Origin of the sequence: Streptomyces sp. NPDC006261 (genome assembly GCF_040613515.1) — a bacterium.
Classification (GTDB): Bacteria; Actinomycetota; Actinomycetes; order Streptomycetales; family Streptomycetaceae; genus Streptomyces.
In genome coordinates, this window is sequence record NZ_JBEXSI010000001.1 from 259,140 (window position 1) to 275,558 (window position 16,419).

Here is a 16,419-nt window from a genome sequence, read left to right on the forward strand (position 1 = left end):
GCCCGGCTCCCACCCACTTCCTTCTCCCACACCTCCTGGAGATACCCAACTATCCGCTCCTCGATCGCGAGCGTCACCTCGCTGTGCGTACCCTCCACGAACTGCGAGACCGCGACGGACCGTGCTGCTACGACTCGGCGAGCAGCCCTCACCCGTTCCCCGCCGGTCGCCGATCTGTTGCTGGAGCCGCTTCCCCCGTCCTCTGAGCGGAGGGCGCCAGGTAAGTTGATCGTTTGGGCGGGTCAGCCCGCCGGGGTGGCCCGGAGGAAATGCGAAGAACTTTCTCTGTGCCGGATGTCGAGGAGAGGTTCCCGGCTCCGGCTGACGGGTGGAAGCGCGCCGACCGGGTGCGCGGGCCACAAGGGGACACCTGATGAAGTACGTCGCGATGATCTACGGCAACCAGGCCAAGTGGGAGTCCTTCCCGGCCGACGCCTGGCCCGAGGCGATCGCCAGGCAGGACGCGTTCAACAAGAAGTACCGCGACAGCGGTGAACTGCTCGGCGCCTACGGTTCCTGACCCGTGGAACGAGCAGCCCGCTGGGCGCCCCTGGCGGGGGCCCAGCGGACTGCCGTAGTGGTGGGCGGAGCTCAGGCGACGACGACCGTCCCGGACCCCTCCCCCTCCGCGCCGGATCCGTCGACGGTCACCCGGAAGACCCGGTCGGTCCCCTCCGCCGTGACACGGGCCCCGGCCCCGTCCCGCAGGACATGGAACTGTGCCGCCGGGGCGCCGGTCAGGTCCGGCACGGTGACCGTGCGCTCGTCCGTACCGGTGCCGAAGACCCGCAGGGTGAGGCCGTCCAGCCAGTCCCCGTCCGGGCGCTGGTCGTCGGCGCCCCACGGCAGCACGGCTCCGTCCCTGACCAGCAGCGGCAGGCTGTCGAAGCCGTGCGTCTCGTGCCGCCAGGCGGGGCCGGTGACACGTTCGCCGGTCAGCAATGAGGTCCAGGTGCCCTCGGGGACGTAGTACTCGACCTCGCCGTCCTCGGTGAAGACCGGCGCGACCAGCAGGTCCGGGCCGAGCATGTACTGCCTGTCGAGGGTGCGGGAGGCGGGGTCGCCGGGGAACTCCGCCAGCATGGGCCGCATCATCGGGATGCCCGTACGGTGCGCCTCGGCGGCCACTCCGTAGAGGTAGGGCATGAGCCGGTGCTTGAGCAGGGTGAACTTCCGCGCCACGTCGACGGCTTCCTCGCCGAACGCCCACGGCACCCGGTAGGAGACGTTGCCGTGGAGCCGGCTGTGCGAGGACAGCAGGCCGAAGGCCAGCCAGCGCTTGAAGACCGCCGGGGCGGGGGTGCCCTCGAAGCCGCCGATGTCGTGGCTCCAGAAGCCGAAACCGGACAGACTCAGCGACAGCCCGCCGCGCAGGGACTCGGCCATGGCTGTGAAGGAGGCGAAGCAGTCACCGCCCCAGTGCACCGGGAACTGCTGTCCGCCCGCCGTCGCCGACCGGGCGAAGAGCACCGCCTCCCCCGCTCCGCGCTCCTTCTCCAGCAGTTCGAAGACGGTGCGGTTGTAGATCTGCGCGTAGTAGTTGTGCATCCGCTCCGGGTCGGAGCCGTCGTGCCAGACGACGTCCGTGGGGATGCGCTCGCCGAAGTCCGTCTTGAAGCAGTCGACACCCTGGTCGAGCAGCAGACGCAGCTTGTCGTTGTACCAGGCGCGAGCGGCCGGGTTGGTGAAGTCGACGAGCGCCATCCCCGGCTGCCACAGGTCCCACTGCCAGACGTCACCGTTGGCGCGCCGCACCAGGTATCCGTGTTCGGCGCCCTCCGCGAACAGGGCCGACTTCTGGGCGATGTAAGGGTTGATCCACATGCTGATGCGCAGGCCCCGCTCCTTGAGGCGGGCCAGCATCGCCTCGGGGTCGGGGAACACCTCCGGGTCCCACAGGAAGTCCGACCACTGGTACTCGCGCATCCAGAAGCAGTCGAAGTGGAAGACGCTGAGCGGGATCCCGCGCTCGGCCATGCCGTCGACGAAGGAGGTGACGGTCTCCTCGTCGTAGGACGTGCAGAAGGACGTGGTCAGCCACAGGCCGAAGGACCAGGCCGGCGGCAGCGCGGGTCTGCCGGTCAGGGCCGTGTAACGGGACAGGACGTCCTTCGGCGTCGGGCCGGCGACGATGTAGTACTCCAGCGTCTGGTCCTCGACGCTGAACTGCACCTGCCCGACCGACTCCGAACCGACCTCGAAGGAGACCTTGCCGGGGTGGTTGACGAAGACACCGTAGCCGCGTGAGGACAGATAGAACGGGATGTTCTTGTAAGCCAGTTCGCTGCTGGTGCCCCCGTCGGCCTGCCAGATGTCGACGGTCTGCCCGTTCTTGACGAACGGGGTGAAGCGCTCACCGAGTCCGTAAACGTACTCACCCACGTCCAGGCCCAGTTGGGCGATCATGTGGTGCGTGCCGTCGGGCGTGGTCGCGAACGCCGTGCCCTTCGGGTCCACCCCGGTGAGGCGCCGGCCGTCGGCATCGAGGAAGGTGATGCCCCAGGGGCCGTCACCGTCCATCCGCAACGTCAGTGGCCCGCTGGTGAGTTCCGTTGCCGTACCGTCCTGCCGGGTACGGACCGCGGGTGCCGTGGTGTCGTCCGGCAGGACCGTGAAGTCCGGCCCCCGCCGGGCCTTGCCCGCGTGATGGGTGGTGCGGACGCCGATGACACCTTCGGCCGGGGAGAAGCACTCGACGGTGATCAGCGGGGTGTTGAGCGTGTCGCCGCGCGCCGCGACACGCTTCACCGCGGCGTACGCGGTGAAGCGGTCGGCGTCGACGCGCAGATCACGGATCTCGGTCGCGTACGAGGCTCGGACGCCCTCGCGCATGAGCCAGAAGCCGTCGGTGAACTTCATGCGGTCTCCTTCTTGGCGGGAACGACGTCCACGCGGGCGAGGCGCACGGCGCCCTTGAGGCCGATACGCATCTCGTGGACGCCCCGGAGGTCCAGCGCGGCCTCGAAGGTGCGGTACACGTACGGTCCGCCGGTGTCCGGGACCTGGAGCGCCAGACTGTGGCCGCCCACTCTCACGGTGACGCTCCCCTGCCCCGAGGCCAGGAACGTCAGTCCGGGCACACCCTCACCGAAGTCGCACGCCCTGTAGACGAGGCTCCCCTCCGTGGCGGCGGACGCGGGCGCCACGACGTCACCCTCCGTCTTCGTACGGTCGAGGATCTCCGTGTCCTTCTGCCGGTCGTAGTCGACGGCCTCCAGACCGTGCGTCGCCATCGGGCGGGGGCCTTGCGCCTTACCGTCGATGACCGCTGTCGCGATGAGCCGGATGTCGGCGCTCGACGCTCCCGCGAGGACCTCGTAGGCTCCCGGCTCGACGGTCCACCGGCCGTGCGCCACGCTCCAGTGTCCCAACTCCTCCATGAGTACCTGGAACTCGATGCGCTCCGCCGCGCCGGGCGCGAGGTGCACCCGACGGTGGGCGACCAGCTTGCGCCGCGGCAGGTCCTGGGAATCGCCGAGGCCCGCTAGCCGGCGCCCCAGGCCCTCGGGGACGGGTTCGGCCGCCTCGGCGGGCCCGGCCGCGCGGACGTAGAGCTGCACCACCTCGTCGGCGGCGAGCCCGCCGTCGTTGGTGACGGTCAGTGACACGCGCAGTCGCTCGCCGTCGGCCTCCGTGCACAGGGACGAGTACGTGAAGTCGGCGTAGCCGAGGCCGTGGCCGAACGGGAAGAGGGGCGTGCCGTCGAAGTAGAGGTACGTCTGCCGGGAGCCGATGACGTCGTAGTCGAGCAGGCCGGGCAGATCGTCGTCGCTCGCGTACCAGGTCTGCGGGAGCCGGCCCGCCGGGGAGACGTCGCCGGCGAGTACGCGGGCGAGCGCGGTGCCCGCGGCCTGTCCCCCGTGCGCCGTCCAGAGCAGGGCCGGCAGTCCGTCCGCCGCGTCGCCGACCGCGTAGGGGTAGGCGGAGGCCAGGACGAGGACCGTACGGGGGTTGGCGGCGTGCGCGGCGCGCCACAGCCGGTCCTGCTGGGCGGGGAGGGCGAGGGTCGTACGGTCCTCGGTCTCACGGCCGTTGATGTGGGGGTCGTTGCCCGCCACGACGACGACGGTGTCGGCGGCCGCGGCTACGCGGGCCACCGCGTCGGCGCCGTGCTCGACGGTCTCCCGTTCGAAGACCGTGGCGTCATCCCGGGAGATCTTCTCGCCCGATGCGGCAACCTTCGCGCCGTCGGCGGCGACCGACACGTACCCACCGGACCCGATGTGCAGAAGGCGGTGCCCGCCGTCGTGTCCCTCCACCGCTTCCAGGCGGAACGTCTCCTGGACGACCCAGCCGCCCGGCTCGTCCACGGACGCCCTGACGTACCCGTCGTCGGCGACGGAAAGGTACAGCCCCTCGTCGGTACGCAGGGTCAGGACGCCGTCGCCCCAGTCGACGAGGGCCAGTTCGGTTGCCTCGTCACCGCAGGTCAGCGGGGGCAGGTCGGTGCGGCCGGCGAGGAGGGCCGGGTCGAGGGCTCCTTCCGTGCCGCGGGCCTCCCGCTCCGTCGCCGCGTCGCCGGCGGGCACGTGGAGCCAGCCGTCGGAGCTCTTGAGCCTGACCCGGTCCACCCCCTCCGCGAAGAGGACGTTCTCGGCGCCGTACCGTGTGCGGATCCCGTCGAGCGGCGTCGAGCGGTGCATGAGCGTGCCGCTGTACCAGTCGAGCTTGCAGGCGTCCGCGAGCAGTCCGACGACCGCGACGGTCCGGCCCTGCTTCGGCTCCAGGGGCAGCAGTCGGTCGTTCTTGAGCAGGACCACTGCCTGCTCGGCGGCTTCCAGGGCGAGGGCCCGGTGCTCCTCGGTGTCCAGGTCGTCGACCTGCGCGTACGGGTCGAGTTCCGGGTCGAGCTCCCCGAGCGCGAGGCGCATGGCGAGCAGACGACGGACCGCCGTGTCGATGTGGCTCTCGTCGATGAGCCCCTTCGCGAGCGCGTCGCGGATGCGTCCCGTCATGACGGTGGAGTCCGTGCCGTGGTCGGTGAAGCTGTCGACACCCGCCTTCAGGGAGGCCGCGGTGGCCTCCTCGTGGGTGTCGAAGTAGTGCTCGGAGTCGACCAGGTTCGAAGGGGCGCCCGCGTCCGAGCAGACGACCAGCGGCTGGTCGGTCCAGCGGCGCAGGTACTGCCCCAGGAGCGGGGAGAGGTGGTTCGGGCGGCCGTTGACCAGGTTGTAGGCGGGCATGACGCCGGCCACCGCCCCCGCCCGCACCGCGTCGCGGAAGGCCCGCAGGTCGTACTCGTGCAGGACACGCGGGCGGACCGAGGAGGAAGCGGTGTCGCGGTCGGTCTCGTTGTTGTGCGCGAGCCAGTGCTTGAGCACGGGGGCGGTGCGCCAGTAGCGGGGGTCGTCCCCGCGCAGTCCCCGGGTGTACGCGACGGCGATGGCGGAGGTGAGGGCCGGGTCCTCGGAGTACCCCTCCTCACCGCGGCCCCACAGCGGGTGGCGGAGCAGATTCACGGTCGGTGCCCAGACGTTGAGCCCGACGCGGTCGTCCTGGGCGCGCTTGGCCCGCACTTCGTTGCCGACGGCCTCGCCGATCCGGCGGACCAGGTCGTCGTTCCAGGTGGCGCCGAGGCCGACGGCCTGCGGGAAGACGGTGGCCGGCCCCATCCAGGCGACCCCGTGGAGGGCCTCCTGTCCGGTACGGAACGGGCCGAGCCCCAGACGCTCCACCGCCGGGGCGAACTGGTGCAGCATCGCGATCCGCTCGTCGAGCGTGAGCCGTCCGAGCAGATCGTCGGTGCGCCGTGAGAAGGACAGCTGCGGGTCGCGGAAGGGAAGCGGATGGTCCGTCACGTGCGGGTCCCCTTGGAGAGGTGGGAGGTGTTCCGGTCTGCCGACGCCGAGTCATCCTTCGGCACGAGGAGAAGATCCTCGAAGCGCTTCGATGCTCTTCGGCCGACCCTGCGGGTGTCAAGGGTACGACTGCCCCAAAGGGCTCTTCCGGGCGCATCAGTGCGTCAGCACGCCCGGAAACGGATCCGAAACAGGTGGGAGGAATATCGAAACGAACTCTTGTGCGGCCGACACCCGTCACTTAGCCTCGCTGCAATATTGAAGCGCTTCGACGAGGCAGCCCGTAGACCGCTTCAGCTCAGCCGGTGCAGTGCCGACCGGCTCGGCGGGTAACGCCCCTACCTCAGACACAGGGCCGAGCGGCAGTCGCCGCCGCGGGCCGTCCTGTTGGACCACGAAGGGTTGACGCAATGACGCCGAACTCCCCCTCCGCTCCCAGCCGGAGACGATTCCTCGCCTCCTCCGTGGTCGTCGCGGCAGCCGTGGGCGGCGGGGTGCCGCTCCTAGCCGCCTGCGGCGGCGGTTCCGGTGGCTCGAAGAACGAGGGCACCACCACGGGTCAGAAGCTGAAGGACATCCTTCCGGCCTATGTGCCCTCGAAGGCCGTCACCCCTGACATCCCCAGCAAGAACGGCTCCGCCGACGGTTTCACCACGGCGCTCCCCGCCGACAGGCTGGCGGTGTCGGTCCCCGAGAAGCTGGGCAGGGGCAGCGAGATCAGCATCATGGCGCCGCTCTGGGGCACCTCGCCCGGCGAGGGCAACGCCTACTGGACAGCCATGGACACGGCGGCCGGCGTCAAGGTCAAGTGGCAGAACCAGGACGGCAACGTCTACGGGCAGAAGCTCGGCGCGGTGCTCGCCTCCAGCTCCCTCCCGGACGCCGTCGTCATCCCGGGCTGGGAGCTCGGCGGCAAGATCCCGAGCGCCATCGCCAACAAGTTCGCCGACCTGGGCCCCTACCTGTCGGGCGACAAAGTCACGTCGTACCCCAACCTGGCGGCCATTCCCACCGGCGCCTGGCAGCGCGGCGTCTTCGCCGGCCGGCTGCGCGGGATCCCCATGCCCGCCGAGGCCACGCCCAACATCACCCCCTTCTACCGCGCCGACATCTTCGAGGAGAAGGGTTACGAGGTCCCGACCACCACGAAGGAGTTCTACGACCTCTGCAAGGAGATCAACGCGCCCAAGAGCAAGGTGTGGGCGTGCAGCGACATGACGTGGTCGGCGTTCGTCTTCTTCGGCGTGCTGCCGGAGAAGCCCTACTACTGGCAGTTGGTCGACGGCAAGCTGGTGAACCGCTACGAGACCCAGGAGTACCTGGAGGCCCTGGAGTGGTCACGCTCGCTGTACTCGGCCGGCTTCGTGCACCCGGACGCCAAGGCGGAGACGGGTGACATGCGCACCACCTTCTCCTCGGGCAACGTCATGATGTACAACGCGGACATCTCGGACTGGTACGCCGCGACCGCCGTGCAGCGGCTGGACAAGCCTGACTTCCGGATGGGGGCGATGGACTTCTTCGCCCACGACGGCGGTGACCCCGTCATCTACGAGGCCTCCCCCTCCAACATCTGGTGCTTCGTCAGCAAGAAGGCCGACAAGAAGGTCGTCGAGGACCTCCTCGCTCTGGCGAACTTCACCGCCGCGCCGTACGGGAGCAAGGAACAGCGCCTGCGGGCCTACGGTCTGGAGGGCACCCACCACAGCCTCGAGGACGGCGTCCTCGTCAAGAACGCGCAGGGCAACAACGAGGTCTTCGCCACCTACGAGTACATCGCCACCTCCAAGCCGTACCGCGCCTACCCGGACCACCCGGACGTCGCCAAGGGTGTCATCGAGTGGCAGCAGCGCCAGGGCGCGCACCTGAAGAAGCCGCTGTTCCACGGGATGCAGATCCAGGAACCCACCCGGTACACCGAGCTCAACGCACAGTTCGAGGCCATGGAGAAGGACATCGTGCGCGGCCGCAAGAAGGTCGGTGACATGCAGCAGCAGGTCTCGGACTGGAAGACCAAGGGCGGCGACAAGCTGCGCGACTGGTACAAGAAGCTGCTCGACGAGACCGGTGAGTCGGCCTCCTGACATGTCACTGAGTACGGATGACCGGCGCGCGCAGGGACCCCCCGTGGCGCCGCCGACCGAGAAGGACGGGGCGGCCCCCGCAGACGTACGGGTGACCGCGAAGGTGCCCCTGCGGCACCGGTTGCGGCGCGACCGGACGTTGCTGCTGATGACCCTGCCGGCGACGCTGCTGCTGCTGGTCTTCGCCTACATCCCCCTGGCGGGCAACGTCGTCGCCTTCCAGGACTATGACCCGTACATCGCGGACAACGCCTTCCAGGCGATTCTGCAGAGCCCCTGGGTCGGCTTCGAGTGGTTCCAGCAGATGGTGAACGACCGGCTGTTCTGGTCGGCGCTGGGCAACACGCTGACGATCTTCCTGTTGCAGCTGACGCTGTTCTTCCCGGTGCCGATCCTGCTCGCGCTGTTCATCAACAGCTTCGTGCGGCCCCGGGTCCGGGCTGTGGCGCAGGCGATCCTCTACCTGCCGCACTTCTTCTCCTGGGTCCTGGTCATCACGGTCTTCCAGCAGATGTTCGGCGGCGCGGGACTCATCGCGCAGACGCTGCGGGAGAGGGGCCACGAGGGCTTCGACCTCATGACGAACCCCGGTCTGTTCAAGTTCCTGATCACCTTCGAGATGATCTGGAAGGACGCCGGCTGGGGCGTCATCGTCTTCCTCGCCGCGCTGGCCTCGGTCAGCCCGGAACTCTACGAGGCGAGCGCGATGGACGGTGCGAACCGCTGGCGCCGGATGTGGCACGTCACACTGCCCGCCCTGCGCCCGGTCGTGGCCCTTCTGCTGGTCCTCCAGGTGGGCAACGCGCTCACCGTGGGCTTCGAACAGATCCTGCTCCAGCGCACGGCCGTCGGCCCGGGCGCCTCCGAGGTCCTCGATACCTACGTGTGGAACGTGGGCATCCAGTACGGCGGCTTCAGCTATGCGGCGGCCGTCGGGATCGTCAAGGGAATCTTCGGTCTGCTGCTGGTCCTGGGGGCCAACAAGGTCGCCCATCTCATGGGTGAGCAGGGGGTGTACAGGAAGTGAGCGGCATGCTCCACCGAATGACCGGCGTGGCCGGGATCAAGCCCGGTACACGTGGCCGGCTGCGGCCGGTGTGGGAGGAGGAACCGACGAAGGCGGGGCTCGCCTCCAAGGGCGTGGTCCTCGTCCTGGCCTGTCTGGCCGTGCTCTTCCCGCTCTGGGTCGTGATCGTCACCAGCCTGTCCTCGGTGCGGACCATCACCGACGCGGGCGGGCTGGTGGTGATCCCTCGCGGCGTCACGTTGGTCGCCTACCAGGAGCTCCTCGGCGGCGGCCAGGTCACCCGGGCCGCGGTGGTCAGCATCTGCGTGACCGTGGTCGGGACGCTCTTCAGCATGGCCGTGTCGGTCATGTGCGCCTACGGCCTGTCCCGGCCGGGGTCGGTGCTCCACCGTCCGCTGCTGCTGTTCATGCTCGCCACGATGTTCTTCGGGGCGGGCCTGATCCCCACCTACCTGGTGGTCCAGGGACTCGGCCTCACCGACTCCTACCTGGCCCTGATCCTCCCGAGCGCGCTGAACGTCTTCAACATCCTGGTCCTGCGTGCCTTCTTCATGAGTACGGCCCAGGAGCTCGTCGAGAGCGCCCGCATCGACGGGGCGGGTGACTTCCGCATCCTGTGGCAGATCATCATGCCCCTGTCCCGCGCGGTCATCGCGGTGATCACGCTCTTCTACGCGGTCGGCTACTGGAGCGCCTGGTTCAACGCGTCCATCTACATCAGCGACCCGGAGATGATGCCGCTCCAGAACGTGATGAACCAGCTGGTCCTGAAACAGGAGCGGCCCACCGGTCTGACGCAGGTCATCAACACCGGCCACCTGTCACTGCTCGCCATCCAGATGGCGGTCATGGTGCTGGCGCTGATCCCGGTCGCCGTCCTCTCACCGTTCGTGCAGAAGCACTTCAAGGAAGGCATGCTCACCGGCGCCGTCAAGGGCTGATCACCGCCTCCCGCACCGCACTCACCCGTCTTTCCCCCACCGGAGGGTCTTCGTCATGCGCGCTTCGTCCGTCCCGCAGCCAGAACCCGCCCCCCGTCCCCGGCGCCGGACCGTCCTGGCCGGTGCGGCGGTGGTCGCGGCCTCGGCCTCCGTGCTGCCGGCCGCGGGCACGGCCTCGGCCGCCCGGCGGCCCGAGAAGACCCAGCCGCACCGCTGGCGCACCGCGGCGATCGGCGGGACGGGCTTCGTGACGGGCGTCCTGTTCCATCCGGCCGTGCGGCATCTCGCCTACGCCCGCACGGACATCGGCGGCGCCTACCGCTGGGACGACCGCAGGTCCCGGTGGACGGCGCTCACCGACCACATCGGCTGGGACGACTGGAATCTGATGGGCGTCGAGGCGATGGCCGTCGACCCGGCACACCCCGACCGGCTGTACCTGGCCCTCGGGACGTACACACAGGCATACGCCTCCCCGGGTGCGGTGCTCAGGTCCGAGGACCGCGGGGCGACATGGTCACGCGCCGATCTCACCGTGCGCCTCGGGGCCAACGAGGACGGCCGGGGCTGCGGCGAGCGGCTCCTCGTCGATCCGCGGGACGGTGACACGCTCTGGCTCGGGACGCGCCACGACGGGCTGCTGCGCTCCACGGACCGGGGTGCCACCTGGGCCGCCGACACCTCCTTCCCGGCCACGCCGTCGGCGAGCGGCCAGGGCGTCACCCTGCTGGTGGCGGCCGGCCGGACGGTGTACGCGGGCTGGGGAGACGCCGGCACGGTGCTCTACCGCAGAGACACCGCCGGCGGCTGGGAGGCCGTACCCGGGCAGCCGTCCGCCGGAGCCGCGACGAAGGTGCCGGTCCGCGCGGCGTACGACGCGGGCAGCCGCGCGCTGTACGTGAGTTACGCGGACGGGCCGGGCCCGAACAACCAGGCCGACGGCTCGGTGCACCGCCTCGACACGGTGACCGGAGCCTGGAGAGACGTGACTCCGGTGGCCCCGGGCGACGGCGACGCGTTCGGGTACGGCGGAGTGGCCGTGGACGCGTCCCGCCCCGGCACCGTCGTGGTCTCCACGAACAACCGCTGGGGCCCCGTGGACACCCTGTTCCGTTCCACGGACGGCGGAGCGAGCTGGACCTCCCTCAAGGACACGGCGGTGCTGGACGTCTCGGAGACGCCGTATCTGAAGTGGGGCGGGGAACCCAAGTTCGGCTGGTGGATCCAGGCCCTGGCCGTCGACCCGTACGACTCGCGGCACATCGTCTACGGCACCGGCGCCACGGTCTACGGGACACACGACCTGGTGCACTGGGCTCCCGAGATCCGGGGACTCGAGGAGTCGTCGGTACGGCAGCTGATCGCACCACCCTCGGGAGCCCTGCTGCTCAGCGGCCTGGGTGACATCGGGGTCATGCGTCATGACCGGCTCACCGTGTCCCCTTCGCGCGGCATGGCGTCGAACCCGGTCTTCGGCACGGCGACGGGCCTGGCCCTGGCCGCGCTGAAGCCGTCGTACGTCGTGCGGACGGGCTGGCCCTCGGGATCCGACTCGGCCGGCGCGTACTCCCGCGACGGCGGTGCGAGCTGGCAGCCGTTCGCGTCCCAGCCGGCCATCGCACCTTCGGCTCCGGGCCCGGTGGCGGTCTCCGCCGACGGGGCGACGCTGCTGTGGTCGTTCACCCACTGGGACGGCACCAAGTACGCCGCACACCGCTCCACGGACGGCGGGGCCACGTGGACGGAGGTGGCCACGTTCCCCAAGGGGGGAACACCGGTCGCCGACCCGCTCGATCCGAGGCGCTTCTACGTGTACGACACGGACACGGGGGCGGTCTTCCTCTCCACGGACAAGGGTGCGACCTTCACCGAGGGCGCGACCGGACTCCCTTCGGGGGACGTCCAGTTCCGCGTGGCCGCGGCTCCTGGGTGCTCCGGAGATCTCTGGCTCTCCGCCAAGGACAACGGCCTCCTGCGCTCGAACGACGGCGGCCGCACGTTCACGCCGGTGGCCGGCTGCCAGGCCTCGTACGCCCTCGGCTTCGGCAGAGCCGCCCCGAGGAAGGGACGGGCGGGCTACCCGGCTGTCTTCCAGACCGGGCGGGTCACGGCGACGTACGACGGCGTGGCCGTGCTCCGCTCGGACGACGCGGGCACGACCTGGGTCCGTATCAACGACGACGCCCACCGGTGGGGGTGGACCGGCGAGGTCATCACCGGCGACCCCCGCGTCCACGGCCGTGTCTACCTGGGCACCAACGGCCGCGGCATCCAGTACGCCGATCCCAGTAGCGACCTCCAGTAGCGAATCCCCGTAACGACTCCCCGCAGAGGAAAGAGACGTCCATGCCGTCCCTGCACGACGCCACCCGTGGCCGCATCCTCTTCGGCGGCGACTACAACCCCGAGCAGTGGCCCGAGGGGGAGTGGGCCGACGACGTCCGGCTGATGAAGGAGGCCGGGGTCAACTCCGTGACCGTCGGTGTCTTCTCCTGGGCGAAGATCGAACCCCGCCCCGGCGCACGGGAGTTCGGCTGGCTGGACCGGCTGCTGGACCTCGTGCACGCAGGCGGCATCGGCGTCGTCCTCGCCACCCCGACATCCTCACCACCACCGTGGATGGGGGCCCTGCACCCGGAGACACTGCCGCGCACCGAGGACGGCGCTGTCGTCAACTACGGCTCCCGGCAGCACTTCTGCCCCAGCTCACCGGTGTACCGGCGCTATGCGGCGGCCCTCACGGAGGACCTCGCGGCGCGGTACGCCGGCCATCCCGCGCTGACCGTGTGGCACGTCAACAACGAGTACTGCACGTACTGCTGGTGCGACGAGACCGGCGCACACTTCCGACGCTGGCTGGCCGCCCGGTACACCACCCTGGAGGCGTTGAACGAGGCCTGGGGCACAGCGTTCTGGAGCCAGCGCTACGACACCTGGGCGGAGATCCTGCCGCCGCGCAAGGCGCAGTACAAGCGCAATCCGGCCCAGGAGCTGGACTTCAAGCGCTTCACCTCCGACGCCCTGATGGAGTGTTACGCCTCCGAGCGGGACATCGTCGCCCGGCACACCCCGCACATCCCGGTGACGACCAACTTCATGCCGCTGTGGTCGGGCCAGGACGCCTGGGCCTGGGCCGAGCAGGAGGACATCGTCTCCGTCGACGTCTACCCGGACCCGACGGACCCGCGCGCCGGACAGTACAACGCGATGCTCGCCGACATGACCCGCTCGCAGGCCCGCGGGCCGTGGATGGTGATGGAACAGGCGGCCGGGTCGGTGAACTGGCGTGACGTCAACCATCCCAAGCCCGCCGGCCTCAACCGGCTCTGGTCGCTCCAGTCGGTGGCGAGGGGTGCCGACGCACTCTGCTACTTCCAGTGGCGGCAGTCCCGGCAGGGGGCGGAGAAGTTCCACTCCGGGATGCTGAGCCACGCCGGTGAGAGCGGCCGCACGTTCGGGGAGGTCAAGCGCATCGGCGCCGAACTCGCACTGATCGGCGCCGAGGTGAGCGGCACCGGGGTCCCGGCCGAGGTCGCCGTGCTGCACGACTGGGACGCCTGGTGGTCGAGCACCCAGGAGGGCCGGCCGTCCTTGCTCGTGTCGTACCCGGAGCTGCTACAGGCCTGGCACCGGGGGCTGTGGGACAGCGGTATCGGCATGGAGTTCGCCCGCCCCCAGTCGGATCTGAGCGCGTACCGGATGGTGCTCGTGCCCCAGCTCCAGCTCCTCGGTGACGCGGCGATCGACAACCTCGTCGGGTATGTGCGAGGTGGCGGCACCCTCGTGTGCGGGTTCTTCACCGGCGTCGCGGACCTCGACGACCGGATCAGGCCGGGTGGCATGGACGGCAGGCTGCGTGAGCTGTTCGGTATCCGTACGGTGCACGAGTGGTGGCCACTGGACGCGGATGCGACGGTCGCGTGCGACGGTTTCCGGGGCACGCTGTGGTCGGAGGAGCTGGAACCCGACGGCAGCGCGGAGACGGTGGCCGCCTACCGAGAGGGTGAGCTGGAGGGCCTTCCCGCGGTGCTCCGCAAGGACGGCGCATGGTACGTCTCGACGCTTCCCGAGCCCGAGTCCCTGCGGGACCTGCTCGGCCGGGCGGCGGCCGAGGCCGGCGTGCGCCCCGTGCTGGAAGGGCTGCCCTCCGGGGTCGAGGCGGTGCGGCGCGGCGAGCTGCTCTTCCTGCTGAACCACGGCCGGGCACCGGCCGGGGTGAAACTGCCGGGCCGGCACCTCGACCTGCTCACGGGGGCCGAGGCCGACGGCGGTGTGGAGCTGGACCGCTACGGCGTCGCCGTGCTCAGAGACGTCCCGGCATGATCGACGGCACGTGGGAGCCCTGTCCGGCCACCCGCTGGGAGGACGCGTTCCTCAGCGGAAACGGCCGTCACGGGGCGATGGTGTACGGAGACCCGGCCGACGACCAGGTGATCGTCAACCACCACTCCCTGGTGCGGCCCAACGGCAGCGAGGACCTGCGCCCGCCGGAGCTCGCCGACCGGCTCCACCGCCTCCAGGACGCGCTCCTGTCCGGGGACACGACGGCCGCGGAGGACTTCGGCGCCGGCCGCCCGCTGGTGTGGGTGCAGCCCTTCCACCCGGCGTTCCGGACGTGCGTGCGCCGCAGGCGGGGGCTGCACGAGGCGGTCGCCGGATACAGGCGCGAGGTCGACTTCACTACGGGCGAGGTGACCGCGTCGTACGAGGCGTGGAACAGCAGCGTCTTCGTGTCACGGGCCGACGACGTGATCGTGCAGCACATCACGGACCTCGGACTGACCGCGGACGTCGTCCTGGACCACTCGCTGCCCGGCGCCCCCGCGCGGCTGGCGGTCGGCCGCTCCGCGGTCCGGACCCCGGACGGTGCGCACCTGGCTCTGAGGGTGGGCTATCCGGGCGGCGGCCTCGGGTACACGGGCGTCACCGTGGCGCGGGTGGACGGCGGCCGTGTCTCCGTGGCCGGCGAGGGAATCCGGATCGAGGGGGCGCGGAGCCTCACCCTGACGACCCGGGTCGTCAGGGGTGGCGACCGCCCCGGCCTCGCGGAGCTGTGGGCCGCTCTGCCCCGCGAGGACTACGCCACGCTGCTGGAGCGCCACCGGCCACCGCACCGGACCGCGTACGGGCGTGCCTCCCTCACGCTGCGGGACGCGGCGCCGGAGCGGGAGCTGTCCGGCAGCGAGCTGCTGCGCACGCCGAAGTCCCCCGCGCTCCTGGAGCGGCTCTTCGCGGCCGGCCGCTACCACCTGCTGTCCTCCTCGGGGGTGCTGCCGCCCCGGCTGACCGGTCTGTGGACCGGCGACTGGGACACGGCCTGGTCCGGGGCCTTCACCACGAACGCCAACCTCAACCTCCAGGTGGCCTCCGCCGCGGCAGCCGCACTCCCGGAGGTCACCGAGGCCCTCGCGTCCCTCGTGCACGGGCAGTTGTCCGACTGGCAGGACAACGCCCGCTCGCTCTTCGGGGCACGGGGCATCGTCGCGCCGTCCCACACCGACGGCGTGTCGGGCCACACACGGCACTTCCAGCGCGCCTATCCGCTGCACCTGTGGACGGCGGGAGCCGACTGGCTGCTGCAGCCGCTGCTGGAACACGCCGAGGTCACGACGGGCACCCCGGACGCCGCTCTGACCGGCGCACTCGTCGAAGCGGCGCTGTTCTACGAGGACTTCCTCAGCCGTGAGGATGCGAACGGGAACCTTGCGGTCGTGCCCTCGTACTCCCCCGAGAACCGGCCGGCCAACGCGAGCTGGGGGACGGTGAACGCGACAATGGACATCGCCGCGGCCCGCCACGCCCTGACGACAGCCGCCGGACACGCCCCCGGGCACCCGTCCGCCGCACTGTGGCGGTCACTCGCGGCCCGGCTCCCGGCGTACCTCGTGAACGAGGACGGGGCGCTCGCCGAGTGGGCGTGGCCGGGTCTGCGGGAGACGTACGACCACCGCCACCTGAGCCACCTCTATCCGGTGTGGCCGCTGGACGCGATCAACCCGTACGACACCCCGGAGCTGGCCACGGCCGCGCACCGCGCCTTGGAGCTGCGCGGCTCGGAGAACGACTCCGCCCACGGGCATCTGCACCACGCCCTGATCGCCGCCCGGCTGCGGGACCCCTCCAGGGTGTCGGCGGCGCTGGACGCGGTGCTGGGCGGCGACTTCTTCCACGACTCGTTGATGAGCGCGCACTACCCGTCGCGGAACGTCTACAACGCGGACGCGGCCCACAGCCTGCCCGCCGCCGTGATCGAGTCGCTCGTCCAGTCGACGCCCGGCCGCCTGGTGCTGCTGCCGGCAGTCCCGGCGGCGTACCCGGCCGGTGAACTCCGCGGCGTACGAACGCGGTTCGGCGCACACCTCGACCTGTGCTGGTCGCAGGACGGCGCCACCGCCGTGCTGCGCCCCACCCGCGACGCCCGGGTCGATCTGCGTACGGGTGACGGGCTCGCCCTCACCGAGACCTCCGCCGGAAACCCCCCGGCTCCGCTGGAGCTGACGGCCGGCGTGGACCGCGTCCTCACCCTGAGGTCGCGGTAGCACTCCTCCATCCCCACATGGAAGGAACAC

The 16,419-nt window shown here is 70.5% G+C and carries 9 protein-coding genes; 7 read left to right on the top strand and 2 right to left on the bottom strand.

The window, feature by feature from the left end:
- The first annotated feature begins 373 nt into the window (after positions 1–373).
- Positions 374–520, top strand: a complete 147-nt coding sequence (locus ABZ154_RS01205; protein ID WP_356827828.1) for a hypothetical protein — start codon at positions 374–376, stop codon at positions 518–520.
- Positions 521–591: 71 nt separating this feature from the next.
- On the opposite strand, the gene yicI is transcribed toward ABZ154_RS01205, so the two are convergent.
- The gene (yicI, locus tag ABZ154_RS01210) at positions 592–2,859 is read right to left on the bottom strand and encodes an alpha-xylosidase (protein ID WP_356827829.1); all 2,268 of its coding nucleotides are present in this window, start codon (positions 2,857–2,859) and stop codon (positions 592–594) included.
- Positions 2,856–5,798 (bottom strand): glycoside hydrolase family 3 C-terminal domain-containing protein, encoded by a 2,943-nt coding sequence (locus ABZ154_RS01215; protein WP_356827831.1) that lies wholly within the window; start codon positions 5,796–5,798, stop codon positions 2,856–2,858. Before ABZ154_RS01215 ends, yicI begins: the two co-directional genes overlap by 4 nt.
- 410 nt (positions 5,799–6,208) lie before the next feature.
- Between ABZ154_RS01215 and ABZ154_RS01220 the strand changes: the two genes are divergently transcribed.
- From ABZ154_RS01220 to ABZ154_RS01245, 6 genes are read left to right on the top strand one after another with little or no spacing between them, the layout of a single operon-like run.
- On the top strand, positions 6,209–7,882 hold the full coding sequence (locus ABZ154_RS01220; protein WP_356827833.1) for an extracellular solute-binding protein: 1,674 nt from the start codon (positions 6,209–6,211) through the stop codon (positions 7,880–7,882).
- A 1-nt stretch (position 7,883) separates the two neighbouring features.
- Complete coding sequence (locus ABZ154_RS01225) at positions 7,884–8,909, top strand: ABC transporter permease subunit (RefSeq protein WP_356827835.1); 1,026 nt, start codon at positions 7,884–7,886, stop codon at positions 8,907–8,909.
- A 5-nt stretch (positions 8,910–8,914) separates the two neighbouring features.
- Positions 8,915–9,850 (top strand): carbohydrate ABC transporter permease, encoded by a 936-nt coding sequence (locus tag ABZ154_RS01230; RefSeq protein ID WP_356827837.1) that lies wholly within the window; start codon positions 8,915–8,917, stop codon positions 9,848–9,850.
- Between the two features lie 55 nt (positions 9,851–9,905).
- Positions 9,906–12,155 carry a 1,4-beta-glucanase gene (locus ABZ154_RS01235; protein ID WP_356827839.1) on the top strand — a complete coding sequence of 750 codons (2,250 nt, stop codon included), beginning with the start codon at positions 9,906–9,908 and terminating at the stop codon, positions 12,153–12,155.
- Between the two features lie 41 nt (positions 12,156–12,196).
- A complete protein-coding gene (locus tag ABZ154_RS01240; protein WP_356827841.1) occupies positions 12,197–14,173 on the top strand; it encodes a beta-galactosidase in 1,977 nt (658 codons plus the stop codon).
- Entirely contained in the window at positions 14,170–16,389 is a 2,220-nt protein-coding gene (locus ABZ154_RS01245) for a glycoside hydrolase N-terminal domain-containing protein (protein ID WP_356827843.1), read from the top strand. The genes ABZ154_RS01240 and ABZ154_RS01245 overlap by 4 nt, the downstream gene beginning before the upstream one ends.
- Positions 16,390–16,419 lie beyond the last annotated feature (30 nt).

What these genes read in the sequence shown, in the direction of transcription:
- ABZ154_RS01205 (WP_356827828.1), top strand. Translation starts at nt 374, where the DNA reads ATGAAGTACGTCGCGATGATCTACGGCAACCAGGCCAAGTGGGAGTCC.
- yicI (WP_356827829.1), bottom strand. Translation starts at nt 2,859, where the DNA reads ATGAAGTTCACCGACGGCTTCTGGCTCATGCGCGAGGGCGTCCGAGCC.
- ABZ154_RS01220 (WP_356827833.1), top strand. Translation starts at nt 6,209, where the DNA reads ATGACGCCGAACTCCCCCTCCGCTCCCAGCCGGAGACGATTCCTCGCC.
- ABZ154_RS01225 (WP_356827835.1), top strand. Translation starts at nt 7,884, where the DNA reads ATGTCACTGAGTACGGATGACCGGCGCGCGCAGGGACCCCCCGTGGCG.
- ABZ154_RS01230 (WP_356827837.1), top strand. Translation starts at nt 8,915, where the DNA reads ATGCTCCACCGAATGACCGGCGTGGCCGGGATCAAGCCCGGTACACGT.
- ABZ154_RS01235 (WP_356827839.1), top strand. Translation starts at nt 9,906, where the DNA reads ATGCGCGCTTCGTCCGTCCCGCAGCCAGAACCCGCCCCCCGTCCCCGG.
- ABZ154_RS01240 (WP_356827841.1), top strand. Translation starts at nt 12,197, where the DNA reads ATGCCGTCCCTGCACGACGCCACCCGTGGCCGCATCCTCTTCGGCGGC.
- ABZ154_RS01245 (WP_356827843.1), top strand. Translation starts at nt 14,170, where the DNA reads ATGATCGACGGCACGTGGGAGCCCTGTCCGGCCACCCGCTGGGAGGAC.